Consider the following 25,380-nt stretch of genomic DNA (forward strand, 5'->3'; position numbering starts at 1 on the left):
CCCTCAGCGCGCCGCCGCCGCCACCACGCCCGCGCCGCGTACCTCGACGCGAACCCGGTCGACCACGCGTCCGCGGGCGTCGACCAGCTCGATCACGTGGCGCCCCGGCCACGGCAGCCATTGCGCGCTCGCGCCGCGCGCAAACGGCTTGCCGTCGATGCGCCACTGCACGGTGCGGGCGTCGGCCTCGAAGCGCAGGCGCTGCCGTTCGGGCGGGATGTCGGGATCGAGCGCCAGGATGGTGCCGTCGGACGGCGACGTGATGCGCGGCGCCGATTCGCCCGTTGCCGCTTGCGGCGCCAGCGCGACCAGCGACTGCTCGGTGCCCGCGAGGAACCATTCGCTGCGGGCGGCCTCGAGCGCGTCGGCGAAGCGCACGCCGGCCTGCACCACGCCGGGCGGCGGCGCGGGCGCGCGGCTCGGCTGGTCGCGGTGCAGGAAGGCCATCACCTGGGCCCAGACCGGCGCCGCCCCGCTGGTGCCGCTGACCTCCCACATGGGTGCGCCGCCGGCGTTGCCGACCCAGACGCCGACCGTGTAGCGCTGCGACCAGCCGATCGCCCAGTTGTCGCGCATGTCCTTGCTGGTGCCGGTCTTCACCGCGGTCCAGAAGCGTGTGCCGAGCAGGCTGTCGAGGCCGAAGGTGCGGGCGCGCGCGTTCGGGTCCGCGAGGATGTCGCCGACGATGAAGGCCGCGCGGGGGTCGATGGCGTCCTGGCCACGGCGGGTGCTGCCGCCTGCGGAAGGCGCGGCCGCCAGCGCGCGCGTCGGGCCGAAGCGCCCGCCGTTGGCCAACGTGCGGTAGGCGTTGGTGAGCGTCAGCAGCGAGACCTCGGCGCTGCCGAGTGCGAGGCTGTAGCCGTAGTAGTCGCCGTTGCGGGCCAGTGGCAAGCCGGCGGCGCGCAGCTGCTGCGCGAAGGCCTCGGGCGTCACCATCACGAGCGTGCGCACGGCCGGCACGTTGAGCGAGGCGCCGAGCGCGGTGCGCACCGAGACGTGTCCCTTGAACTGGCGGTCGTAGTTCTGCGGGATGTAGAGGCCGCCCGCGGTGTTGATCTGGGCCGACGAATCGTCGAGCAGCGATGCGGCCGTGAGGCGCCGCTCGGCGATCGCCTGCGCGTACAGGAAGGGCTTCAGCGTCGATCCGGGCTGGCGTTGCGCGAGCACGCCGTCGACATCGGCCGCGCGGCTCAGCGGGCCCGACGACCCGACCCATGCCAGCACCTCGCCGCTCGCGTTGTCGAGCACCACGAGCGCGCCGTCCTCGACGTTGCGGCCGCGCAGTTCGCGCAGCTGACGATCGAGCGCCTCGAGCGCGAAGCGCTGCAGCGGCGCGCGCAGCGTGGTGCGCAGTTCCTGCGACGCGACGGGCGATTCCTTGAGGGCCCGCCGCGCGAGGTGCGGCGCGATGCCCTCGGTGGGATCGAAGGCGCGCCGCTGCAGGGCCGCCGCCGTGAACATCTCGACGGCGTCGCAGTCGGTCGGCGGCACCGGCTCCATCGCCTGCAGCAGCTCGCAGGCACGCCGCGCCACCAGCGCGGGCCGGGCATTGGGCGCGCGCACCAGTGCCGCCGCCACTGCCGCTTCGCGCGCATCGAGCCCGTGCGGCGCCTTGCCGAACAGGGTGCGCGACAGCGCGTCGATGCCGACCAGTTCGCCGCGGAACGGCACGCTGTTGAGATAGGCCTCGAGGATCTGGTCCTTGCGCCAGCTGCGCTCCAGTTGCTGCGCCGCCAGCGTCTGGCCGATCTTCTGCGTCAGGCTGCGGCCGCCGCCCGCGCGCCGAAGCGCGTCGTCTTGCAGGCCGGCGAGCTGCATCGTGATGGTCGAGGCGCCGCGCGTGCGGGTGTTCCATAGGTTGCCCCAGGCCGCGGCCGAGGCCGCGCGCCAGTCGACGCCGCTGTGCTCGTAGAAGCGCCTGTCCTCGCTCAGCAGCATGGCTGTGCGCAGCGCAGGCGAGATGTCGGCCAGCGCGATCCAGTCGCCGCGCCGCACCTCGGCATCGGTGCGCACGCGCTGCAGCAGCACGCCGTCGCGGTCGAGCACGCGGGTGTCCGAGGGCCGGTGGGCGCGCCGCACCTCGTCGAAGCTCGCCACGGCCCGGGCCGGTGCGCACGCCGCCGCCAGCACCGCAGCCAGCAGCAGTGCAGGCAGGCGCGGGGGCAGTGGCTTCATGCCATGCCGAGCAGGTGTGCCAGCGTGCGTTCGGGCGCGGCGCGCTGCAGAGAGACGTTGCGTTCGAGCTCGCGCAGATGCTCGTCCATGAGGCGCGAGGCGCCGTCGGCATCCCCGCGCGCGATGCAGTCGACGATGCGCTCGTGCTCGTCGTGCTCGCACGAGGCATTGCCGGGCGGCTCGTAGAGCGCCACGATCAGCGAGCAGCGCGACACCATCTCGACCAGGTAGCGCTCGAGGATCGGGTTGCGCGCCAGGGCCGCGATGCGCAGGTGGAACGAGCTCGCGAGCCGGGCCCAGGCCGGCTGGTCGAATCGATGCATGGCGTCGTGCTCCTGCCTGAGCTGCTTGCGCAGTTCGCTGAGGTCGCGCGCCGTGGCGTTCTGGGTCGCGAGCCGCACGATGACCGCCTCGAGGCCGCGCCGGGCCTCGAAGATCTGGCGCATCTCCTCGGGCGAGGGCACGGCGATGATGGCGCCGCGGTTCGGCCGCAGCTGCACGATGTGGTCGTGCGCGAGCCGCTGCAGCACCTTGCGCACCACCGAGCGGTTGACGCCGAACAGCTCGCACAGCGAGGCCTCGGGCAGCTTGGTGCCCGGCGTCAGGCGCTGGTTCATGACGCTGTCGAACACCGCGCGGTAGATGCGCGTCTCGACGTCGTCGGCGTCTTCTTCGTCTGCGGTGGGCTGGGCGGTCATCTCGATGTCATGGGTGGTGTGCCGGGTCCAGGTCCTGCATGTGGCGGCAGATGGCTCCCGGCGTCGTGAACCATACCTCGCCGCGGTCGCGCATGCCGGCCAGGTGCGAAAGCGCGCGCCGCAGGTGGCGCAGGCGGTAGGGCTGGCCCACGATGTAGGGATGCAGCGCCAGTCCCATGACGAGCGGCTGCCGGCGCGACTGTTCGAGCATCTCGTCGGCATTGTCGATCACCAGTGCCGCGAAATCCTTGGCGTCCATCTGGCGCGCGATGATCATCGGGATGTCGTTGAGCTCCTGCGGATAGGGCACCGACCACAGCCCGCGGCCCGAGCGCGTGCGCATGCGGATCGGCTGATCGTCATGGCTCCAGTTGAGCGTGTAGTCGTAGCCGGCCTCGGCCAGCAGGTCGGGCGTGAGCGGGCTTTCGGAGATCCACGGCGAGAGCCAGCCGGCCGGTGCGCTGCCGCTCTCGCGCCGCATGCGTTCGCGGCAGTCGGTCAGCAGCGCCGCCTCGTCTTCCTCCGCCATGTCGGCCTGGCGCTCCGAATTGCTGTGGCCGTGGCCGATGAGTTCGTCGCCGCGGGCTACCGAGGCCGCGACCAGTTCGGGGCAATGGTCGTAGAGCGCGGTGTTGAGCAGCGTGCTCGAGGGCAGGCCGAGGCTGTCGAACAGCTCGAGGCAGCGCCAGGCACCGACCCGGTTGCCGTATTCGCGCCACGAGAAATTGAGCACGTCGGGATGCGGATGCGCAGGCCCGATGCAGGCCCCCATGCCTTCGCCGAAGGCGAAGTGCTCGAGGTTGAAGCCCAGGTAGACCGCCAGGCGGGCGCCGTTGGGCCAGGCATGGTCGGGCCGGCGCGTGATCGGCTGGTAGTCGAAGCGGCCGTGCGCGGGCAGGGCGCCCATGTAGCGCCGGGTCACCGGCGTACCTCGCGCAGGAAGGCGGGCGCCGGCGACGCGGGAATTTCGGGCAAGGTGGGCATCGGGGATTCCAGTTTGGGGCGCTGCCGGTTCGAAAGCGTGCAGCCTCGCTCTTACCTGGGTCGTGTGCAAATTGCGTGCCGATTGTCCACAAGTTGACGCCAGTCTTGTGCGCACACAATGGTGAAGATTGGCAACACTGGCACGGCGCTTGCAATCGGGCTGCACATCTCATCCAAGGAGTCCTGCCATGTCCGCAATGTCCGCCTTCGCTCGCCGCACCCTTCTCTCCAGCGCCTGCGCGCTGGCCCTCGCTGCCCTGTCGGGCACCGCACTGGCGGCCGGCGAGCCGATCAAGATCGGCCTCGTGACCGCTCTCTCGGGCCAGTCCGCGCTGTCGGGCGAGGCCATCTCGCGCGGCCTGCAACTGGCGATCGACGAGGTCAATGCCAAGGGTGGCCTGCTCGGCGGGCGCCCGCTCGAGCTGGTGCGCCGCGACGACGAAGCCAATCCCGCCAAGGGCGTGATCGCGGCGCGCGAGCTGATCTACAAGGAGAAGGTCGCGGTGCTGTTCGGCGGCCTCGACACGCCGGTGTCGATGGCCATCGTGCCGCTGATCAACCAGGAGAAGGTGCCGGTTCATGGGCCCGTGGGCCGCGGGCACGCCGATCACCAAGAACGGTGCCAATCCGAACTACGCCTTCCGTGTCTCGGCGGTCGACGAGACCGTCGACAAGGCGATGCTCCAGTACGCGCAGAAGACCTTCAAGTCGGCCAAGCCCGGCATGATCCTGGTCAACAACCCGTGGGGCGAATCGAACGAGAAGGGCCTGAAGGACGCACTCGCGGCCAAGGGCATCACGCCGGCGGGCGTCGAGAAGTTCGAGGCCGGCGATCTCGACATGGTGCCGCAGCTCACGCGCCTGAAGGCCGCGGGCGCCGATTCCCTGTTCCTCGTGGCCAACGTCGGCCCTTCGGCGCAGGTCGTGAAGTCGCTCGACCGCATGGGCTGGAAGGTGCCGGTGGTCTCGCACTGGGGACCGGCCGGCGGCCGCTTCACCGAGCTGGCCGGGCCGAACGCCAAGGACGTGCATTTCGTCCAGACCTACAGCTTCTTCGGCAAGCAGTCGCCGGTGGGCGAACGCGTCATCAAGTCGCTGGTGGCCAAGTACCCGACCATCAAGGGCCCGGGCGACATCACGCCCGCGGTCGGCGTGGCCAACGCCTACGACGGCATGCACCTGGCCGCGCTCGCGATCGCCGCGGCCGGCTCGACCGACGGCGACGCGGTGCGCCAGGGCTTCTACAAGCTCGGCAGCTACGACGGCCTGATCAAGAGCTACAAGACGCCGTTCACCGCGGGCAACCACGATGCGCTGGGCGCCGACGACTACGTCTGGGCGCAGTTCATCGACAACCGCATCCTGCCGGTCGGCGTCGCGGCCAACTGACGGCAAGGGCGCTGCACGATGTCGATGCTGTCTGCGCTGCTCGGTGGCTTCGGCCTCGGAAGCATGTACGGCCTGATGGCGCTCGGGTTCTACGTGACCTACGCGGTGTCGGGCACGGTCAACTTCGCGCAGGGCAGCTCGATGATGCTCGGCGCGGTGCTGACCTTCACCTTTGCGCAGACGCTGGGCTGGCCGGTGGCGCTGGCGGTCGCGCTGGCCCTCGCGGGCTGCGCGCTCTATGGCCTCGCGGTGGAGTTCCTCGCGGTGCGCCCCTTCGCGAGCCGCGGTTCGAACGCCTGGCTGATCGCCACCGTGGCGCTCGGCATCGTGCTCGACAACGTCGTGCTGTTCACCTTCGGCAAGGAGCCGCGCAGCCTGCCGTCGCCGCTCGCGGTCTCGCCCGTGACGCTGGGCGATACCAACCTGGGCGTCTATCCGCTGCAGCTGCTGATCCCCGCGGTCGGGCTCGCGCTGGCGGCCGCGCTGCATGCGGTGTCGCGCCGGACGCGCTGGGGCGTCGCGATGCTCGCGGTGGTGCAGAACCGCGATGCCGCGCGGCTCATGGGCATCCCGATCCGCCGCGTGGTGGCGCTCGCTTTCGCGCTGTCGGCTGCCTTCGCGGGCGTCGCGGGCGTGCTGATCGCGCCGCTGTTCAACGTCAACGCCGACATGGGCACCCTGTTCGGCCTGAAGGCCTTCGCGGTGGCGATCCTCGGCGGCATCTCGAGCCCCTGGGGCGTGATGGTCGCGGGGCTGCTGTTCGGCATCCTCGAATCGCTGATCGGCTCGACGCTGGGTTCGAGCTACACGCAGATCCTGAGCTTCACGCTGGTGATCGTGGTGCTGGCGCTGCGGCCCAACGGGCTTTTCGGCAGCGCCGAGGTGAGGAAGGTATGAGCCGCATGGCCGCTCCGAAGGCGAATTCCGCAGCGCTGCTGCGCCCAGGCACCGCAGCACCCGCCGTGCCGCCTGCGTTCCATCCGCCCGTCGCTTCCGGGTCAGCGCGGCTGGGCCTCGGTTCGAGCGCGCAGATCGCGGCCGTGCTGGTGCTCATGCTGGCCGGCCTGGCGGCCGTCTCGGGCGCCAACGGCTACTACGTGTTCGTGCTCGCCAACGTGGCGCTGCTCGCGATCGTCGGCATCGGGCTCAACGTGCTGCAGGGGCTGACCGGGCACGTCTCGTTCGGGCATGTCGGCTTCTACGCGATCGGCGCCTACACGGTGGCGATCCTCACGACCAAGGCCGGCTGGAGCTTCTGGGCCGCCTGGCCGGTGGCGGCTGCGCTCGCGGGCGTGACCGGCGCGCTGCTGGCGCTGCCGGCGCTGCGCGTGCGGGGGCCGTACCTCGCGATGATCACGATCGCCTTCGGCTTCATCGTCGAGCACGGGGTGATCGAGCTGCGCGAGCTCACGGGCGGGCAGAACGGCATCATGGGCATCGTCGCCCCGGCCATGCCCTTCGCGGCCAGCGGCGAGAAGGCGATGGCGATGCTGGCGATCGTCACGGCCGGCATCGCGCTGGCGCTGTTCGCCTGGCTCTCGCGCGGCAGTTGGGGCGCGGCGATGCGCGCGGTGCGCGACAGCGAGACCGCGGCCGAGTCGGTCGGCATCGATCCGCTGGTGGTCAAGACCATGGCCTTCGCGCTGTCGGCCGTGGCCGCGGGCGCGGCGGGCGGCCTGTTCGCACCGCTGTCGGGCTTCGTCACGCCGAGCACCTTCGGCTTCGGGCAGTCGATCCTGTTCGTGCTGGTGGTGGTGATCGGCGGCGCCGGCTCGGTCGCCGGGCCGCTGGCCGGCGCGATCATCGTCGCGCTGCTGCCCGAGCTGCTGGCCAGCCTCGAGGAGTACCGGCTGCTGTTCTTCGGCGCGCTGCTGCTGGTGGTGCTGTGGGCGGCGCCCGAAGGTGCGGTCGGAACCTGGCAGCGGCTCAGGATGCGCTGGTCGCGCCGCAAGGGTGCGGCCCCGGCGCCTTCCGCCCCGCTTCCGTCTGCCATGGCTGCCACGGCTGCCACGCCTGCCACGGCGTCGCCCATCGGTACCCGCACCCGCCATGCACTCGTGGCCGAGCGGCTCGTGATGCAGTTCGGCGGCGTGCGCGCGGTGGCCGGCGTGGGCTTCGACACCGCGCCGGGTCGCATCACCAGCCTGATCGGCCCCAACGGCGCCGGCAAGACCACGGTGCTCAACATGCTGAGCGGCTTCTACAGGCCCAGCAGCGGTCGCTTCCGGCTCGGCGAGGAGATGCTGGAGGGCCTGGCTTCCTACGTCATCGCCCGCCGCGGCGTGGCGCGCACCTACCAGACCTCGCAGCTGTTCGGCAGCCTCGGCGTCGAGGACAACGTGGTGCTGGCGCTGCAGCGCGGCGCGCTCGGTCCGTTGTTCGGCGCCGCGCGATTCGCCGGCAACGCACAGCGCGCTCGCGCCCGCGCGCTGCTCGAATTCGTCGGCTGGCGCGGCCGGGCCGACACGCCCGCGGCCGACCTCGCGCACGTCGACCGGCGGCTGGTCGAGATCGCGCGCGCACTGGCCACCGATCCGCAGGTGCTGCTGCTGGACGAGCCGGCCGCCGGCCTCTCGCGCGAAGACAAGGACAGGCTCGCAGCCCTGCTGCGCCGGATCGCCGATGCCGGCATCGGGCTGCTGCTGGTCGAGCACGACATGGAGCTCGTGATGGGCGTGTCGGACCGCGTCGTGGTGCTCGACGCCGGCCAGCTGCTGGCCGCCGGCACGCCGGCCGAGGTGCAGGCCGATCCGCGCGTGCGCCAGGCCTACCTCGGCGAGTCGCTCGCGGCGCCCGAGGCGGTGCGGCTGCGGCCCGCGCCCGGCATGGCCGAGGAGATGCTCGGCGTCGGTGCGCTGGTCGCGGGCTATGGCGCCGAGCCCGTGCTGCACGGCATCGACCTGCAGGTGCGCGCGGGCGAGGTGGTCGCGCTGCTCGGTGCCAACGGCGCGGGCAAGTCGACCCTGATGCGTGCGCTCGCGGGCCTGCATCGGCCGGTGCAGGGCGGCATCCATCTGCAGGGGCGCGAGCTCGCGCAGCTGGCGGCCGAGCTGATCGTGCGGCAGGGCCTGGTGCTGGTGCCCGAGGGCCGGCAGGTCTTCGCGGAGCTCAGCGTGATCGACAACATCCGGCTCGGCGCCTTCCGTCAGCCGCAGGACCGCGAGGCGCGCGTGGCCGAGATGTTCGAGCGGTTTCCGCGGCTGCGCGAGCGCCAGGACCAGCGCGCCGGCCTGCTGTCGGGTGGCGAGCAGCAGATGCTGGCGATCGCGCGCGGCCTGATGTCGAAGCCGCGCATCCTGCTGCTGGACGAGCCCTCGCTCGGGCTGGCGCCGAAGATCATCGCCGAGCTGTTCGCTGCGCTCGACGCCCTGCGCGCCGAGGGCATGACGATCCTGCTGGTGGACCAGATGGCGAGCCTCGCGCTCGCGCTGGCCGACCGCGCCTACGTGATCGAGGGCGGCCGCATCGTGGCACAGGGCACGGCGCAGGAGATCGCGGCCGACGATGCGCTGGCACGGGCGTATCTCGGGGTGCAGGAGGCGCAACCGCAGCTTGCGTAGCGGCACATCCCGTAACCGTGCTTCACGCAAACGCTGCGGGGCACGCACCGGGGCGATACGCGGCCACCGGACCATGGGATCTCCAATCCAAGGAGATCACCATGAAGCGCATCGCCCTCGTGTTCGCCGCCCTGGCGCTGTCGGGCTGCATCGTCGCGCCCTACGACCACTACCGCCCGCCGCCGCCGCGCGGCGGCGCCTACTACATGGACCGCGACCGCGACGGCGTGCCGGACCGCCATGACCGGCGGCCGGGCAATCCATACCGCTATTGAGGCGTCGCTCGCACACGCCGTCAGCGACGAACCTCGTAGACCACGTTGAACGGCGTCTCGGCGGCGCGCCGGAACTGCGTAAAGCCCGCCTTCCGAAAGACTTCGGCCAGGCGACGGGGCCCGGCCTGCGCACCGAGCACGAGCTTGCCGCCCTCGGAGATGGCGTGCGCGCAGCACATCACGGTCGATCCCGCGTAGTACAGCTGGCCCACCGGCGTCAGGTTGTGTTCCGTCCTGTCGCCTGCCAGGGGTTCCACCAGCATCACGGTGCCGCCCGGCGCCAGCACCCGGGCCGCATGCTGCGCGGCGGCCACGGGGTCTCCCAGGTCGTGCAGCGTGTCGAAGAAGCAGACCAGCCCGTAGCGCTCGTCGGGGTAGTCCACCGCCCGTGCGATCGAGAAGGCGGCTCGCTGCGAGACCGCGGCGGCCTGGGCATTGCGCTGAGCCTCGAGGATCGACGGCCGGTGCGTGTCGAAGCCGAAGAAGCGCGAGTTGGGAAACGCCTGCGCCATCAGCAGCGTGGAATGACCGTGCCCGCAGCCGACGTCCGCCACCGGGATTCCGGATTCGAGTTGCGCCACCACGCCTTCGAGCGCGGGCAGCCACTGGGCCACCAGGCTCGCGCGGTAGCCGTTGCGGTAGAAGGCGGCGACGCCGCAGGACATGCGCGCATCGTGTTCACCCCAGGCCACGCCGCGGCCGGTACGGAACGACTCGAGCGCCTTGGGTTCGTCGAACCACATCGCCGCCGGCACGTTCCAGGCATGCGGGATGAAGCAGGGGCTGTCATCGTCGGCCAGCACGAGCGCGTGCTCGGGCGAGAGCTCGTAGGTGTCGCTGAGGGCGTGGTAGCCCAGGTAGCCTGCGGCCGCCTGGGCGTTGAGCCACTCCTGCACGTAGCGTTCGGCGCACCCGGCGCGCCGGGCCACCTCCTTCGCGCTGAGCGGGCCGGCGCCGGTCATCGCCCGGTAGAGGCCGAGCTTGCTGCCCAGGCTGACCATGACACCGGTGTAGCCGGCAGTGACGTCGCCGATGGTGCGCATGGCGAAGGCTTCGAGCTTCGCGTGATCGATCGTGAGGGTTTCCATGGTGCGCATTCCGCTGTGGTGGATGAGGCTTCCATGGTCGCCAGATCACTGCCTCGGCGACAGCGCCGGAATCGCCCGCAACCGGTTCGTTCGTGCCACGCGACGAGGCCCGTGCGCTACGGTCGGGCGTAGTCGGGAATCCGGAATCTCGTGCGATAGGCGCCCGGCGCCAGCCCGGTCGTGCGCTTGAAGAGGCGCCTGAAGAAGGCCGCATCCTCGTAGCCGACGCGCCAGCTGATTTCCTCCACCGAAGCGTCCGTGCGCTCGAGGCGGCGCTTGGCGTCCTCGATGCGCAGGCGCTGCACATAGGCGATCGGCGCGAGCCCGGTGGCCGCCGTGAAGCGGCGCTTGAAGGTCCGCTCGGCAAGTGCCGACCGCGTGATCATCTGGTCGACCGGGTTCGCCACCGAGAAATGCGTGCTCAACCAGCCTTGTGCCCCCTTGATCTCGGCGTCACCGTGGTCGGCCCGGCCCTCGAAGCTGATGTAGGGCGCGAGGCCGTCCTGGTGCCACTGGAGCGCGAACAGGCGCGCCACCTCCTGTGCATCCGTCGCGCCCGCGTAGCGGGCGATCAGGTACAGCACCATGTCGTGCCAGGTCGTCGAGGCGCCGGAGCTCACGAGCTCTTCCCGCGTACCCGAGATCACGAGCACCCGCTCGGGATGGACGGGCACGGCAGGATAGGCCTGCGCAAAATGCCCGACGTAGGCGAAGTGCACCGTGGCGTCCCTGCCGTCGAACAGGCCCGTCTCGGCGAGCAGGAAGATGCCCGAGCAGGCGGAACACAGGATCGCGCCGCCGGCATGCATGCGCTGGAGCCAGGCCACCAGCGCGGGATAGCGGCCCTTTTGCCAGCCTTGGCTGCGCACCAGCACCGACGGCACGATGACGATGTCGCTGGCCTCGATCGTGTCCACCGATCGCTGGACGTGGATCGGCACGCCGCTGGCCAGATCGAGCGGGCCGACCGCTTCGCCGACGATCTCGATGTGGAACGGGGCGCCTGCCGGGCCGCTCGGCAGGCCCATCAGTGCAGGCGCGTTCATCACGTCGTAGATGCCTGCCAGAGTGGCAATGGCCGCGTCGGGCAGCGCGAGCAGGGCGACGTGGCGAGAGCCTGTCCGTGCTCGCTGCGGCCGTGGTGTCGAGGACTGGGGCATCGTTGCTTCGGTTGGGAATGGCACGAATGGACCGATCGTGGGCGCGACCGACTCTGCCGTGAATCGGGCGCCTTCGCAATCATGGACGCCTGCTCCACCGTCGCAGCGCGAACAAGGAAGACCCGACCATGACCCTCACATCCCTCCTTTGCCATGGATAGCCTCCAGTTGCTTCACACATTCAGGGAAGTCGCCGCGCGCGGCAGCTTTTCGCGCGCGGCGGTCCGGCTCCGGGTGTCCAGGCCTACCGTGAGCAAGCATGTGGCCGAGCTGGAAAGGCGCTTCGACGTGCGGCTGCTCCATCGATCCACGCGTGCCGTGAGCCTGACCGATGCGGGACAAGTCCTGCTCGACCGCAGCGAACCGCTGGTCGAGATGGCCGCGATGGCCGGTGCGGAACTGCGCGAGCATGCGAGTCGGCCCCGGGGCAGGCTTCGGATCGCCGTGTCGCACGGCCTGGACTTCACCGGTCTGCCGGACATCCTCAGCAAGTTCATGACCGACTGTCCGGACGTACACCTGGGCCTTCACGTTACCCACCGGCAGGACGATCTGGCACAGGATGGCTGCGACCTCGCGCTGCGCGTGGGACGGCTGCGCGACGAGAACCTGATCGTTCGACGCCTGGCCCGGGTCGACTGGGTCGTCTGCGCGAGCCCGCAGTACTGGGCCCGCAGTCGCATGCCCGCACATCCCGAAGAGCTGCACAGGCATGAGCTGTTGGGCCTGTCGAGCGGGCAGGGCCCGATCGAGCTGCCTTTCCAGGAGAACGGCAAGGCCTGCCGCCTGCAGCTGCAATCCCGGATGCAGGCCGACGAAGCTTCGTTGCTGCTGCCCATGGCGCTGCAGGGCTTCGGCGCCGTCAGTCTTCCCGTGGCCATCGTTCGGCCGCATCTCGAGAACGGTGCCCTGGTCTCCGTGCTCGAGGATTTCATGCCGCGCGACATCTGGTTCCACGCGGCGTATGCGCAGCGCCGTCATCACAGCGCGGCACTGCGAAGCCTGCTGGGCTGCCTCGAGAGCGGCCTCGCCCTGCGCGCCATGGCATCGGAGCCGGCGAACCCGGCCGCATTGCCCTGACGCGTCCCGGCTTAGGGTCTCAGGCCCGCAGGCCTGCCAGAACGCCCTGCACGAATGGCGTCTTGGCCTCGGTGTAGGCCTCGCGGTCATCGCGGTGCAGCTGCGCGAGCCGCAGCTTGAGCGCCGCGTATTCGGCGGCGAGTGCCGGCTGGCCGCGCAGCGCGTCGCGAAAGGCGAGGCGCTCGCGCCACAGCGGGCTGTCGAGCGGCACCAGGTGCAGGTGGTGCGTGCGCAGCGCGGGCGAGGGCTTGCAGAACCAGTGCATGACGTCGGCCTTGTACGGCGCGTGGCGGTAGCCGATCGCGGCGGCGGCCTCGATCGCGGGTCGCGAGGCGGCGAGCGAATGCACGGGCGCCATGATGTCGATCACGGGCTTGGCGGGCAGCGCCGGCACCGCCGTGCTGCCGATGTGCTCGATGGCGCCCGCGAGCCACGGCGCCAGCACGCCTTGCAGCAGTCGACGCTCCTGCTCGAAGCGTGCGGGCCACGCCGGGTCGTAGGGCACGACTTCGATCGCGGCATCGGTCATGGCCTGCTGCGCTTTCTCGGCTTGAACGCGATCGCCACCGACTCGCGCGCGAGGGCCAGCAGCCGTTCGCGGTCCTCGAGCAGATCGGCCGGCAGCGCGTAGTAGCGCCGCACCTCGACCCGGCGCACGCGCGTGCTGTAGGCGAAGCAGTGGCTGCCCATGGCCTCGTAGGCCGGGCGCGTGGTGTCGTCGACCGCGAAGTACAGCACGTTGTCGATGACGATCGCGAACTGCACGCCGTCGGCCTTGAATCCGACGCCACCGAACAGCCGCGCGCTGCGCAGGCCGTGCAGCGCATCGAGCTGGTCCCTCACGAACTCGACGAAGTCCGGCGTGGTCTTCAAGGCGGCGGCCGGCGGTGGTTCAGGCGTCGATGACCAGCTGCGTCTGCGTGACCACTGCACACAGCTTGCCCTCGGTGGTCTTGATCGTGGTCTGCCAGACCATGGTGGTGCGGCCGCGGTGCAACGCCAGCGATTCGCCGATCACCGTGGTGTCGACGCGCGCGCCGCCGATGAACTTGGTGCTCGAGTCGGTGGTCGTGGTGCGCTTGCCCTGGGGCAGGTTGACGACAGTGCCCACGGCACCGAGCGTGTCGGCGAAAGCCATGTAGGCGCCGCCGTGCAGGATGCCACCGGCCGTGCAGAGGTCGGGCCGCACCACGAGTTCAGCCACCACGCGCTCCGGTTCGAGCGTGACCAGCCGCACGCCCATGAGGCCGGGGAACAGCGGCTCGAGCAGCTGCTGGATTTGTTCGATGCCTGGCATTCGGTCTCCTTGTTGTCGTGGACGGTGGATTCAGCGCAGGGCCGTGAACCGGGTGACCGAGCGAACGCGTGCGCGCGCGGCCTCGATCTCGCGGTCGCGCGGGTCGGCATGGGTCACGAGCGAGCCGAGCAGCCGGTGGGCCGAAGCCGTGATCTCTTCCACCGCACGCTCGAAGGCGGCCTCGTTGGCCTTCGACGGGTGCGTGAAGCCGCTGAGCTTGCGCACGAACTGCAGCGAGGCCGCGCGCATCTCCTCGTCGGTGGCGGGCGGCTCGAAGTTGAACAGGGTCTTGATGCTTCTGCACATGATGGCTCCAGGTTACTTCGCCGCCTCCACCTTCACGCGTTCGTTCGGCGCCTCGCCGAACATCTCGGGCGCGTACAGGGCCTCGACCCGGCTCGGCGGCAGGGCGAAGTCGCCGACGTTGTTGAGGCGCAGGGTGTATTCCATCTTCACCGTGCCCTTGGGCAAATATTCGTAGTAGCTGCGGAAGGCCTCGAAGCTGCGTTCCTCGAAGGCCGGCCAGCCGGCGCCGGAGCGCTTCTCGCCCTGCGTCGCGATCTGCGAATCGCGGCCCAGGCCGCCGCCCAGGATGGTCGCGCCTGCGGGAATCGGGTCGGTGATGGCGACCCAGCTCATGTCGGCGCTGGCGTGGACCTCGAGGCTCACGCGCAGCACGTCGCCGCGCGTGTAGGTGCCGGCCACTGCCTGCTCGACCGGCGTGACGGTCCTGCCGATCGTGTAGCCGGCCGCGAACGGCGCGCGCAGCGGCACGGCGGCCAGCGACTGCAGCGTGAGCCAGGGCTTGCCGCTGCCGCTCTGCGTGACCAGCAGCGTGTCGCGCGTGGCGGCCGCGGCCGTGGGCCAGGGCAGGAACATCGCGTTGTTGCGCAGCATGCCGGGCGCGGCCGGCGCGCCGAAGCTCGCGGCCTGGTTCGGCGCACCTGCGGGGTCGCTCGCCTTCACGCGCTCGACCTTGCTCCAGTCGACCTGCGCCCGGGCCGTGCCCAGCGTTGCGGCCGTCACGCCGGTGACCGGCACGCTCTCGAAGCGCCGGGAGAACTTCTCGAGCGCGAGGCCGCCCCACAGGTTGGCCGTGGTGGTGCGCCAGGCGCCGTTCTGCTGGCGGCCGATGAAGCCGGTCGCCAGTTTGCCGATGTCGTCCTTCCAGGCGGGGTCGTCGAGCACCGCGAGCAGCAGGCGCGCGCCGTTGACGTCGCCGTTGGTCATCAGCCACCACCAGTTGTCGTCCTGCTCGGTGCCGAAGATCAGCTTGGTGCCCTGCCAGTTCAGGCGCGCCTTCAGCACCTGACCGGCCTCGTCGATGCGCTGCTGGCGCTTCGGCACGTCGGGCACGCGGCGCAGTATCTGCAGCCAGTCGATGACGGCGCTGGTCGGCCACTGGTTGGGTGCGATGGTGATGCTCTCGGCCATGCGGCCGCGCGCCTTGCCGTAGCGCGACAACGCCTCGAGGGCGGCCAGCTTGCGCACGTCGAGGTCCTTGCGCGGGCTCCAGAACTCGCGCTGGATGCGGCCTTCGACGAAGGCGGCCAGCCCCTGCAGCATCGGCGCGCTGGCCGCCGCCGGCAGGGCGAAGGCCGGATCGAGCCCGGCCGCCTCCTGGCTGGCCGCGAGCAGATAGGCGGTGAGGATGTCGCTGCCGCGGTTGGCTTCGCCGTCGCGCGGCGGAAAGTAGCTCGCGAGGCCGTCGCCGTCGAGGTAGGTCGGCATCTGGGCCAGCAGCCGGCCCCAGGCCTTGCCGTCGCGCAGGCCGATCGACTTGCTGGCCTGCTGCTCGAGGCAGCTGTACGGATAGGCTGCGAACCAGTCGCGCACTCCGCCCAGGCCTTCGGCCAGCCGCGGCTGCAGCAGCATGCGCAGGCCGCCGCGCCCGGGCAGCGCGTCGGCCGGCGCGCCGACGTCGAGCGTGAAGGGGCCGTCGAGCTGCACCAGCGTGGCCTGCTGCACCGTGACCGGCACCGCGGGCAGGATGCGCTGGCGCACCTTGAGTGCGTCGCGCGCGCCGCCCAGCGTGTCGCGCGCCTCGATCTCCCACAGGATGGCCTCGGCGCGCAGCTGCGCGAGCTGCGCCGGCGCGGTCACGTTCCAGCTCAGCTCGCGCGCTTCGCCGGCGGGAATCTCGACCGTCTGCGCTTCGAGCGCGAGCAGCGTGGCGCGCGGCGTGGCTTCGACCTTCATCGCCTTCTGCGTCGTGTTGCGCAGCGTGAACTGGGCCCGGAACTGGTCGTCCTCGCGCACCAGCGGCGGCAGGCCGCTGATGATCTGCAGGTCCTGGGTGGCGCGGATCGAGGCCTGGCCGGTCCCGAACAGGCCGGTGCCTGCATCAGCCACCGCGACGATGCGGAAGGTGGTCAGCGCGTCGTTGAGCGGCACGGTCACCGTCGCCTGGCCGTTGGCATCGAGCACCACGGCGGGCTGCCACAGCAGCAGCGTGTCGAGCAGTTCGCGCGTCGGGCTCTTGCCGCCGCCGCCGCCCGCGGGGACGGCCTTGCGGCCGTAGTGCCGGCGGCCGACGATCTCCATCTGCGCGGTCGAGGTGCCCACGCCCCAGCTGCGCCGCTGCAGCATGGCATCGAGCAGGTTCCAGCTGTCGTTGGGCAGCAGCTCGAGCAGCGACTCGTCGACCGCCGCCAGCGCGACCTCGGCGCCGGCTGCGGGCTTGCCGTCGGGCAGCCGGCCCGTGATCGTCACCCGGGCCTGGCTGCGCACCGTGTAGCTGGGCTGGTCGGTCGCGACCTTGACGTCGATGCGGCGCGACTGCGTCCCGACCCGGATCTCGGCCAGCCCGAGCCGGTAGGCCGGCTTGCTGAGGTCGACCAGCGCGGTCGGCGCGACGTATTCCTTGCCCTCGTACCAGAAGGCGGTCCACCACTCGCGCGGCGCCTTGAAACCCCAGCTGAAGAAGCTGTACCACGGCACCTCGCGCAGCCGGCCGCGCAGCGCCAGCACGCTCACGTAGACGTTCGGCCCCCACTCGGGCTTGACCTGCAGCGTGACGGTCGGGTCCTGGCCGTTGAGCTGCACGACGTGCGACTCCATCACCCCTTCGCGCTCCACCGACACCAGCGCGGTGGCGAAGCGGAACGGGCTGCGGACCTGGAAGCGCGCGACCTCGCCGGGCTGGTAGCTCTTCTTCTCGGGCAGCACGTCGATGCGGTCATGGTCCTCGCCGCCGAACCAGAGCTCGCCCTGGTGCGTGACGTAGACCGAACTCGCGGCGCGGCTTTCGCGGCCGTCGCGGTCGGTGGCGCTCGCGATCAGCTCGACCTGGCCCGGTTCCTTGAGTTCGACCTCGCACAGCAGGAGGCCACGCGCGTCGCTCTTGCCGCTGCACACGGTGCCGATCTCGCGGGTGTCGGTCTTGTTGTCGTAGGTGTAGAAGCCGCCCACCATGCGCTTGCGGCTGCTGGTCGTGACCCGCGCGATGGCGCGCACGTTGAGCGTCACGCCTTCCTGCGGCTTGCCGGCGAGATCGAGCGCCAGCGCCTGGAAGCGGATCTTCTGGCGCGTCGACACCCAGCCTTCGGTCTTGATGCCCGCGATGACCGCGGCCGGCCACAGCGTCTGCGTGCTGCGCAGGGTCTGCACCTCGCCGTTGGGATCGGCATAGCTGGCCTCGAGCAGCAGCTCGCGCGGCGCGTTGCGGGCCACCGGGATCCTGTCGACCACCAGCTTGCCGGCGCCGCCGCGGTCGAGCGTCAGCGGCAGCTTGTCGGCGACCACGCGGGCATCGTCGATGCTCGCGGCATCGGCTTCGTTCTCGCCGTCCTTGGCGGGTGCGGCGAAGCTGAAGGCCTCGAAATCGGGGAAGGCGAGCGACTTGCCGCGCACCAGCGCCGACACGCGCACCGGCAGGCCCGAGGCGCCGCCGCCGGCCAGGTAGTTGACCTGCACGCCGACCGGCAGCGAGCCGACGGCCACCAGCGGCCTGGCGTCGCTCGGCCCGATGCGGCCCTCGAGCACCGGCAGGCGGAATTCCTCGACCCGGAACTGGCCGGAGGCATAGCTCGGCGCGCCGCCTTCCCCGGCGGCGGCCGCGCCTTCCTTGCCGCTGCGCAGCTCGACCTGATAGCTGCCGAGCCGTGCCGCGGCCGGCAGCGCGAAGCTGCTCTCGGCGCTGAGGCCGCCGGTCGCCGTCTTGCGCCAGCGGATCGGCTGCGTGAACTGCTGGCCGCTGCCAACATGGGTCAGCACCTCGGTGTCGGGCAGCTGCGTGGGCAGGCCGAAGCCCTTCTGCGTCTGGGTGCGGATCAGGTGCTTCATCGACACGGTCTCGCCCGCGCGCAGCAGCGTGCGGTCGAACACCGTGTGGGCGATGCGGTCGGGCTGCGCCTCGGCGCTGGTGGGCACATTGAAGCGCCAGGGCTCGATGCCGCGCTGCCAGTCGCTCCAGGTGAAGGCCAGGTCCTCGACGCCGTCGGCGTCCTTCGCGCGTGCGCTCACGAAGTAGGCGGGGGCGTCGTAGTCGTCGTCGCCGTTGCACGAAGGCGCATCGGGCGAGATCCCAGACAGCTGCACGAGGCCGTTGGCGCCGGTGCGGCCGCTGGCCACCTCGCGGCCGTCGCAGGTCGACACGCGCACCATCGCATCGGCCGCCACGCGGCCCTTGTCGAGGGTCGTGACCCAGGCCAGCGAGTTCTCGCGGCCGAGCTTGAAGTGCACCGCGAGGTTGGTGGCCAGCGCCGTGGTGCGCACGTACATCGTGCGACCGCTGCCGTAGCGCTCGTCGAGCAGCGCGTCGCCGAGCTTCTGCGAGGCGATCTCGAGCACGTGGAAGCCCGGTGTCAGCGGGATGCCGATGACCTCGAAGGGCCGCGGATCGCCGCCCTCGGCACGCGGCATGTCGAGCGCGCGCACGCCGGGCTGGCCGCCCAGCAGCGACACCATCCGGGTCTGGACGCGGTCGCGGTCGTCCTTGTCGATCACGGCCGGCAGCGCCCCCCTGACGTCGCGCGAGGCGAGCTTGCGCGTGACCGTGTCGCCGTCGAAGCGCCGCACCCGGCGGAACCAGGCAATGATCTCGGCGTCGCTCTTCGGATTCAGGTCGCTGACCCGGCCCGGCGCGCCACCCAGGGCAAGCGCCTGCACCTGCAGCGCGGGTTCGACCCGCCGCACGGTCACCGGCATCAGCGCCACGCCGCCGGGCTCGGCCAGCCGCTCGACCACGCCGAAGGGCGAGGCCGCGAACTTGGCCAGGGGCGGCATCGCGCCGGTCCCGACCTGCAGCGGGAAGCTGCCGGGCGAGGCCAGCGGTCGGCCCGAGGCGTCCTCGAAGCGCTGCGGCAGCTCGATCGTGTAGCGCGCCTGCTCGGCGAAGGGCGCGGGAAAGCTCACGGATTCGACCACGCCGTCGTCGTCCTTGGCGGCGCCGTCCTCGAAGCGCGGCTTCATGCTCTTGCCGGCGCCCTGCAGCGTGATGGCGGCGGCCAGCCGGCGTGCCACGGGCGCATTGAACTGCAGCACCATCGGCTTGAGCGGCAGGCAGGCCGACTGGGCGTTCTCGCGCTCGCAGCTGAACGAGACCGCGAAGGGCTCGCGCACCTCGAAGGGCAGCCTGCGTTCGACGTTGTTGGCCACGCCCGACGGCGTCGCCACGCCCTTGCCGTACACCAGCTGCACGCGGGCCGCCGGTGGCAGGGTGCGGTTGCACTGCAGCGTGAGAAAGCGCAGCGGCTCGCGCCCGGCGTCCTTGTCGCGCCCGAGCGCCTTCAGCAGCGCGGTGCGCTGTTCGCCGTCGATCCGCTTCACGGGGATGCGCTCGCCGATGCCCGAGGCGCTGCACCAGACGTTGTCCTGCACGCTCTCGGGGGTGGCCGGGCCGTTGAGCTCGAGCATGAAGATCTGCTGCTCGTCGATCCGGCCGTAGCTCGGCTGCCAGTTGCGGATGAAGGGGCCGCCGCTGCTGAAGCGCCAGCTCTCGGGGCCGGTCAGCGCGGCGCCCGCGGCCGACTGGAAGCCGGGCACCCGGGTGACGGTGCAGCGCACGCCGGGCGGCAGGTCGTCCGCGAAATCGAACACCCACTGGCGGTCGGCGGTCCAGCGGCCGCTTCCCTTGCCTGCGGCCGCATCGTCGCACTCGACCTGCAGCGGTGCCGGAGCCTTTGGGTCGCCGAAGCGAACCGCGGGCTGGTCGAACTTCGCGACCACCTGGCGCACGCGCGAGACCTCGCCCTGCGGCACGAGGCTGGCGACCTGCAGCGCATGGGCCGGCAGGGCGAAAAAGACGCCGGCGGCTGCCAGCGCAAGGTGGGTGATCGACTGTCTCAAGGCGTGCTTCTCCATCCGGCTCGCGTCGAGCGTAGCCCATTTGCCGGTGCGCCACGGGGCCTTTCGACGGCCGCGCCTCCCTACAATTCGAGCCTCGTCGTGCGGGTGTCGCGCGGGACCGCCACACAAATCCACGCCGACCGATGAAACGCTTCTGGGAAATCGACGCATTGCGCGGGCTGATGCTCGTGCTGATGACCGTCACCCACCTGCCGACCCGGCTCACCGACCCGCTCGGGCAGCCTTTCGGCTTCGTCTCGGCGGCCGAGGGCTTCGTGCTGCTGTCGGCCTTCGTGGCAGGCCTGGTCTACAGCCGGATCGCGCGCAATCAGGGGGTGGAGCCGATGCGGCGCGCCTTCTGGCGCCGCGCGCTCAAGGTCTACCTGAGCCAGGCGGCGACGCTGCTCTTCCTGTTCACGGTGATCACCTTCGTGGGGCTGCGGATCGACCAGCCCGCCGTGAAGAACCTGCTGTCGTTCTACCTCGCAAACCCGCACGAGGGCTTCCTCTATTCGCTGCTGCTCGTCTACGAGCCGGCGCTGCTCGACATCCTGCCGATGTACGTGTTCTTCATGCTGCTGAGCCCCTGGGTGCTGGCCTACGCGCTGCGCCATGGCTGGGGCGGCCTGATGGCGGCCAGCGCCACGCTGTGGGCGCTGGCGCAGTTCGGGCTCAGCGAATGGCTGTACGGGCTGGCGGTGCGGCATCTCGGCTTGTCGGTTCCGTTCCACGAGATGGGCGCCTTCAATGCCTATGCATGGCAGTTCCTGTGGTTCATCGGCCTGTGGATCGGTGCCGGCCGCAATGCGCCCGACGCGCGGCCGCTGCGCTTCCCGACCTGGCTGGTGGCCGTGGCCGGCGCCATCGCGCTCTACTGCTTCTGGTGGCGACACCACGGGGTCCACGGCCAGGCCCCCTTCGGCGCCGACATCGAGCTCAACCTGCTGTTCGACAAATGGCAGCTCGGGCCGTTGCGGCTGGTCAACCTCGGCGTGCTGGGCATCGTGGCGGTGCGCTTCGGGCCGGACCTGATGCGCCGCATCCCGCGGCTGCATGTGCTCGAGGAATTGGGCCGCGCCTCGCTGCCGGTGTTCTGCGCCCACCTGGTGGCGGTGTTGCTGGTGCTGGCGATCTACGGCGACAGCCAGACCGCGCGGCCCGCCTGGGGCGATGCGCTGCTGCTGGTGCTTGTCTTCGGATGGCTCTATGCGGTGGCAAGCTTCACCAGCTGGTGGGAAGACCGCGGCGAGCGCAGGCGCCGGGGCCAGCCCGGACAGGTGCTACCGGATGCCCTGGGCGACCGAGGTCGAGGGTGAGAGGTGCGAGGCAATCAGCGATTGCCAGAGCCGGTAGCCTTCGTCGTTCATGTGCAGCCGGTCGCCCAGGAACAGCTCGGCCCGCGGCCGGCCTTCGGCGTCCAGCATCGGCGTGAAGACGTCGATGTAGTCGCTGTCGGGCAGCCGCTGCAGATAGGCTTCGATCGCGTGGTTGGCTTCGCGCACGAGCGGCAGCAGCTTCTCGCGCGAGGGGCTGGGCTTGATCGAGATGTAGGCGATGCGCGTGCCGGGCAGCTCGGCGCGCACGGTGTTCACGAACTGGGCAAAGCTCTCGAGCACCTGAAGCGGCGTGCGGCCTTCGGCCAGGTCGTTGTCGCCCGCATAGACGAGCACCAGACGCGGCTGGTAGCGGACCACCAGATCGCGCGCGAACAGGCTGCAATCGGCCATGGTCGAGCCGCCGAAGCCGCGGTTCAGGACCACCGGGTGGTCGCGGAAGTCCTGTGCCAGGCGCGACCACATGCGGATCGTCGAACTGCCGACGAACAGCACGCCGCCGGCTGCGGGCAGGCGGTCGCGGTCGGTCGCGGCGAAGGCACCGAGTTCGTTCCTCCAGCGCGCCTGGGCGGCGGCGTAGGCGGCGGCGGAGGCGGGTGCGGGTGCGGGTGCGGGGGTTGCCGCGTCGGCGGCGGTAGCGGGCTGCGCCTGTGCGGCCAGCGCACTCAGGAGCGCGAGGCAGGAAAGGGCTAGGCGGGCGGTGGCTTTCGTCGGCATGAGGGGACTCAACGCGCCAGGTTGCGAATGCGTTGTCATCGTGCCGCTGCGGGGCCGGAACGGGCCGACCCGCTGCAGCGGCGGCTGGCCTACAGGCTGTTGCGGCCGATGCCCTGGTAGCCCACGCCGGCCTCCTTCAGGACGCCGGGCTCGTAGAGATTGCGGCCGTCGAAGATCTCCGGGGTCTTCATGAGCGACTTGAGCCGCTGGAGATCCGGGCTGCGATAGGCCTTCCATTCGGTCACGATGATCAGCGCATCGGCGTCCTTGAGAACCTCCATAGGGTCCTTGGCGGCGCTGAAGCTGATGCGCTCGAGCAGCGCCGGCGCGTCGGCGAAGTCGAGCTGGAGCACACGGCGGGTCTCGTCGACCGCGATCGGGTCATGCGCCACCACACGCGCACCGGCGCGCAGCAGAACGTCGATGACGACCCGGCTCGGCGCCTCGCGCATGTCGTCGGTATTGGGCTTGAAGGCCAAGCCCCAGAGCGCGAACGTGCGGTCGCTGAGGTCGGGCCCGAAACGGGCCAGCACCTTGTTGGTCAGCACGCGCTTCTGCTCGTTGTTGACTGCCTCGACCGATTCGAGCACCTTGAGCGCCTGGCCGTTGTCGCGCGCGATGCGCGTCAGCGCCTGGATGTCCTTGGGAAAACAGCTGCCGCCGTAGCCGGTGCCCGCGTAGAGGAAGCTGTAGCCGATGCGCGGATCGGAGCCGATGCCCTGGCGCACGGACTCGATGTCGGCACCGACGCGGTCGGCCAGGTTGGCCAGCTCGTTCATGAAGCTGATCCGGGTCGCCAGCATGGCGTTGGCCGCGTACTTGGTGAATTCGGCCGATCGCACGTCCATCACGCGCGAGCGTTCGTGGTTGCGATTGAAGGGCGCGTAGAGCCGGCGCATCCAGACCAGCGCCTCGCGGCCGTCCTCGTCGTCGCTGTAGCCGATCACGATGCGGTCGGGCCGCATGAAGTCGTCGACCGCGGCCCCTTCCTTGAGAAACTCGGGATTGCTGACGACCGAGAAGCGCAGGTCGGCACGGCCGCGCTTGTCGAGCTCCTCCTGGATGACGGCCTTGACCTTGTCGGCCGTGCCCACGGGCACGGTCGACTTGTCGACCACGACCTTGAAGCCGTTCATGTACCTGCCGATGTTGCGTGCAGCAGCGAGCACGTACTGCAGATCCGCGCTGCCGTCCTCGTCGGGCGGCGTGCCGACCGCGATGAACTGGATATCGCCGTGCGCGACCGAGGCCTCGATGTCGGTCGAGAAGCTCAGCCGGCCGGCCGCCACGTTGGATTCGACCACGGCATCAAGGCCGGGCTCGTAGATGGGGATGCCGCCGCCGTTCAGCGTGGCGATCTTGCGCGGATCGACGTCCAGGCAGAACACATGGTTGCCGATGTCCGCCAGGCAGGCGCCGGTGACCAGACCGACGTAGCCGGTGCCGATGATCGAGATATTCATGGGGTCAGGCCGCGGCGGGTTCCGAGAGAATCTGGTCGAAGTAGGCGATGGTCTTCTTGAGGCCTTCCTCGAGCTGGGTCTGTGGCGCCCAGCCGTCGAGTTTCTTCTGGGCCATCGAGATGTCGGGGCGGCGCTGCTTGGGGTCGTCCGCAGGCAGCGGCAGCTTGACCAGCTTGCTCTTCGAGCCGGTGAGCTCGATCACCTTGTTGGCCAGTTCGAGCATCGAGAACTCGCCCGGGTTGCCGATGTTGATCGGTCCCGGCAGGTCGTCGCCGGTGTTCATCATGCGCAGCATGGCTTCCAGCAGGTCGTCGACATAGCAGAAGCTGCGCGTCTGCTGGCCGTCGCCGTAGATCGTGATGTCCTCGCCCTTCAGCGCCTGCACGATGAAGTTCGACACCACCCGCCCGTCGTTCAGGTGCATGCGCGGCCCGTAGGTGTTGAAGATGCGCACCACCTTGATGCGCAGCTGGTGCTGGCGGTGGTAGTCGAAGAACAGCGTCTCGGCGCAGCGCTTGCCTTCGTCATAGCAGCTGCGGATGCCGATCGGATTGACCCGGCCCCAGTAGGCCTCGACCTGCGGATGGATGTCCGGGTCTCCGTAAACCTCGCTGGTTGAGGCCTGCAGGATCTTGGCCCGCACGCGCTTGGCCAGCCCCAGCATGTTGATGGCGCCGTGCACGCTGGTCTTGGTGGTCTGCACCGGGTCGTGCTGGTAATGGACCGGCGAAGCCGGACACGCCAGGTTGAAGATCTCGTCGACCTCGACGTAGAGCGGAAACGTCACGTCGTGGCGCATCAGCTCGAAGCGCGGATGGTCGAGCAGGTGCTCCACGTTGCGCTTGCTGCCGGTGAAGAAGTTGTCGACGCAAAGCACGTCGTGGCCCTGTTCGATCAGGCGGTCGCACAGGTGGCTGCCGAGGAAGCCGGCGCCGCCAGTGACGAGCATCCGCTTGGAGGCGTTGTATTTGCGCATGTGCGTTCTTACTCCCTAAGGTTCGGTTCGAGGAATGTCGGTTGCGCTGCTCATGCAATTTGCGTCCACAGGCACGCTGACGTCAGCGTCTGGGCGAGGGCTGGATCGAAAGCGAGCCATCAAGGAAACCCACGCGGGACAGGCCCAAGCGGAACAGGCAGGCGCAGATGGTAGTTCAGAGAACACGTCGAGGGGCAGGAAGGCATGCCGACGCGCTCGCGGGCCGGCAGCCGCGCGGGCAGTTTTCATCGAAATCGGCGGAAATCCGGCGCGCGAAACGCGGTCGCGCCAGGCCGCCATGCTCAGAAAGGCGGCGCGAAGCGCTTGCGTTCGCGCACCGGACGTGCCGGATTGCCCGCGTAGACGGTCCAGGGGTCGAGCCGGCCGAAGGCGACGCCGCGGGCGCCGAGTACGGCCCCTTCGCCGATCGTGGCGCCGGGGCCCACGAAGGCCTCGGCGGCGATCCAGGCCTGGGCGCCGATCACGATGTCGCGCGCCACGAGCTGGAAGCCGGCATCGTCGAAATGATGGGTGCCGCCGCACAGGCTGGCGTCCTGCGAGACGCTGGCGCCGCGCTCGAGCGTGATCAGGCCCATGTTGTAGCAGTTGACCCTGGGCCCGATCAGGGCCCGCTCGCGCATCACGAGGTTGGGCGGATACCAGACGCGGGCGCTGCCGCGCACGTCGCTGCCGGCATCCATGGTGGCGCCGAAGCTGCGCAGCAGCAGCCGCCGCCATGGCGCGAGCTGGCGCGGCGTCCATGACGCGCAGATGCCCCAGACCAGGATCCAGATCGCGCGCTGGATGCGGTTGCCGAGCGAGAAGCTGGGGCCGCCTGCCGCCATGCCGGCGTCGGGGCCTTCGAGGATCCTGGCCTTGGTCCGGGTGTCGCTCAT

19 protein-coding genes and 1 pseudogene are annotated in these 25,380 nt (G+C 70.4%); 6 read left to right on the plus strand and 14 right to left on the minus strand.

What is annotated here, in order from left to right; all coding sequences use genetic code 11:
* Window positions 1-3 precede the first annotated feature (3 nt).
* The 3 genes from pbpC to QTH87_RS09145 are packed head-to-tail and all read right to left on the minus strand — an operon-like array spanning window position 4 to window position 3,780.
* A complete protein-coding gene (gene pbpC, locus QTH87_RS09135; RefSeq protein WP_286608599.1) occupies window positions 4-2,175 on the minus strand; it encodes a penicillin-binding protein 1C in 2,172 nt (723 codons plus the stop codon).
* Window positions 2,172-2,873 (minus strand): GntR family transcriptional regulator, encoded by a 702-nt coding sequence (locus QTH87_RS09140; RefSeq protein ID WP_286608600.1) that lies wholly within the window; start codon window positions 2,871-2,873, stop codon window positions 2,172-2,174. Before QTH87_RS09140 ends, pbpC begins: the two co-directional genes overlap by 4 nt.
* 7 nt (window positions 2,874-2,880) lie before the next feature.
* On the minus strand, window positions 2,881-3,780 hold the full coding sequence (locus tag QTH87_RS09145) for a polysaccharide deacetylase family protein (protein ID WP_444812773.1): 900 nt from the start codon (window positions 3,778-3,780) through the stop codon (window positions 2,881-2,883).
* Between the two features lie 274 nt (window positions 3,781-4,054).
* Between QTH87_RS09145 and QTH87_RS09150 the strand changes: the two are divergent.
* The 4 genes and pseudogenes from QTH87_RS09150 (at window position 4,055) to QTH87_RS09165 (ending at window position 9,081) form a co-directional block, all read left to right on the plus strand.
* Window positions 4,055-5,246 (plus strand): annotated as a pseudogene (locus QTH87_RS09150) (ABC transporter substrate-binding protein).
* Window positions 5,247-5,264: 18 nt separating this feature from the next.
* Window positions 5,265-6,143, plus strand: a complete 879-nt coding sequence (locus QTH87_RS09155) for a branched-chain amino acid ABC transporter permease (RefSeq protein WP_286608602.1) — start codon at window positions 5,265-5,267, stop codon at window positions 6,141-6,143.
* Window positions 6,140-8,806: a branched-chain amino acid ABC transporter ATP-binding protein/permease gene (locus tag QTH87_RS09160; RefSeq protein ID WP_444812759.1), complete on the plus strand. Its 2,667-nt coding sequence runs from the start codon at window positions 6,140-6,142 to the stop codon at window positions 8,804-8,806. Before QTH87_RS09155 ends, QTH87_RS09160 begins: the two co-directional genes overlap by 4 nt.
* Before the next feature lie 101 nt (window positions 8,807-8,907).
* Entirely contained in the window at window positions 8,908-9,081 is a 174-nt protein-coding gene (locus tag QTH87_RS09165; protein ID WP_286608603.1) for a hypothetical protein, read from the plus strand.
* Window positions 9,082-9,101: 20 nt separating this feature from the next.
* On the opposite strand, the gene QTH87_RS09170 is transcribed toward QTH87_RS09165, so the two are convergent.
* Window positions 9,102-10,169: a class I SAM-dependent methyltransferase gene (locus tag QTH87_RS09170; protein ID WP_286608604.1), complete on the minus strand. Its 1,068-nt coding sequence runs from the start codon at window positions 10,167-10,169 to the stop codon at window positions 9,102-9,104.
* A gap of 116 nt (window positions 10,170-10,285) precedes the next feature.
* Window positions 10,286-11,329 (minus strand): GlxA family transcriptional regulator, encoded by a 1,044-nt coding sequence (locus tag QTH87_RS09175; protein WP_286608605.1) that lies wholly within the window; start codon window positions 11,327-11,329, stop codon window positions 10,286-10,288.
* Window positions 11,330-11,482: 153 nt separating this feature from the next.
* Here QTH87_RS09175 and QTH87_RS09180 point away from each other — a divergent pair, with 153 nt between their 5' ends.
* Complete coding sequence (locus QTH87_RS09180) at window positions 11,483-12,409, plus strand: LysR family transcriptional regulator (protein ID WP_286608606.1); 927 nt, start codon at window positions 11,483-11,485, stop codon at window positions 12,407-12,409.
* Between the two features lie 19 nt (window positions 12,410-12,428).
* Here the strand turns inward: QTH87_RS09180 and QTH87_RS09185 are convergent, their stop codons facing one another.
* The 5 genes from QTH87_RS09185 to QTH87_RS09205 are packed head-to-tail and all read right to left on the minus strand — an operon-like array spanning window position 12,429 to window position 20,009.
* Entirely contained in the window at window positions 12,429-12,938 is a 510-nt protein-coding gene (locus tag QTH87_RS09185; RefSeq protein WP_286608607.1) for a GrpB family protein, read from the minus strand.
* Window positions 12,935-13,282, minus strand: a complete 348-nt coding sequence (locus QTH87_RS09190) for a TfoX/Sxy family protein (RefSeq protein ID WP_286608608.1) — start codon at window positions 13,280-13,282, stop codon at window positions 12,935-12,937. The genes QTH87_RS09185 and QTH87_RS09190 overlap by 4 nt, the downstream gene beginning before the upstream one ends.
* A 19-nt stretch (window positions 13,283-13,301) precedes the next feature.
* Window positions 13,302-13,706 (minus strand): PaaI family thioesterase, encoded by a 405-nt coding sequence (locus tag QTH87_RS09195; RefSeq protein WP_286608609.1) that lies wholly within the window; start codon window positions 13,704-13,706, stop codon window positions 13,302-13,304.
* A gap of 30 nt (window positions 13,707-13,736) precedes the next feature.
* On the minus strand, window positions 13,737-14,012 hold the full coding sequence (locus QTH87_RS09200; protein WP_286608610.1) for a DUF2277 domain-containing protein: 276 nt from the start codon (window positions 14,010-14,012) through the stop codon (window positions 13,737-13,739).
* 12 nt (window positions 14,013-14,024) lie between these two features.
* A complete protein-coding gene (locus QTH87_RS09205) occupies window positions 14,025-20,009 on the minus strand; it encodes an alpha-2-macroglobulin family protein (RefSeq protein ID WP_444812760.1) in 5,985 nt (1,994 codons plus the stop codon).
* A 128-nt stretch (window positions 20,010-20,137) separates the two neighbouring features.
* Between QTH87_RS09205 and opgC the strand changes: the two genes are divergently transcribed.
* Window positions 20,138-21,310: an OpgC domain-containing protein gene (gene opgC, locus QTH87_RS09210; protein WP_286608612.1), complete on the plus strand. Its 1,173-nt coding sequence runs from the start codon at window positions 20,138-20,140 to the stop codon at window positions 21,308-21,310.
* Here the strand turns inward: opgC and QTH87_RS09215 are convergent.
* The 4 genes from QTH87_RS09215 to QTH87_RS09230 form a co-directional block, all read right to left on the minus strand.
* A complete protein-coding gene (locus QTH87_RS09215; protein WP_286608613.1) occupies window positions 21,275-22,045 on the minus strand; it encodes an SGNH/GDSL hydrolase family protein in 771 nt (256 codons plus the stop codon). The genes opgC and QTH87_RS09215 overlap by 36 nt on opposite strands.
* 89 nt (window positions 22,046-22,134) lie before the next feature.
* Window positions 22,135-23,508: a UDP-glucose dehydrogenase family protein gene (locus QTH87_RS09220; protein ID WP_286608614.1), complete on the minus strand. Its 1,374-nt coding sequence runs from the start codon at window positions 23,506-23,508 to the stop codon at window positions 22,135-22,137.
* A 4-nt stretch (window positions 23,509-23,512) separates the two neighbouring features.
* Window positions 23,513-24,484, minus strand: coding sequence for a UDP-glucuronic acid decarboxylase family protein (locus QTH87_RS09225; RefSeq protein WP_286608615.1), 972 nt, complete (start codon window positions 24,482-24,484; stop codon window positions 23,513-23,515).
* A gap of 302 nt (window positions 24,485-24,786) precedes the next feature.
* A complete protein-coding gene (locus tag QTH87_RS09230; RefSeq protein WP_286608616.1) occupies window positions 24,787-25,380 on the minus strand; it encodes an LbetaH domain-containing protein in 594 nt (197 codons plus the stop codon).

The organism is Variovorax jilinensis (assembly GCF_030316885.1).
GTDB lineage: Bacteria > Pseudomonadota > Gammaproteobacteria > Burkholderiales > Burkholderiaceae_C > Variovorax > Variovorax jilinensis.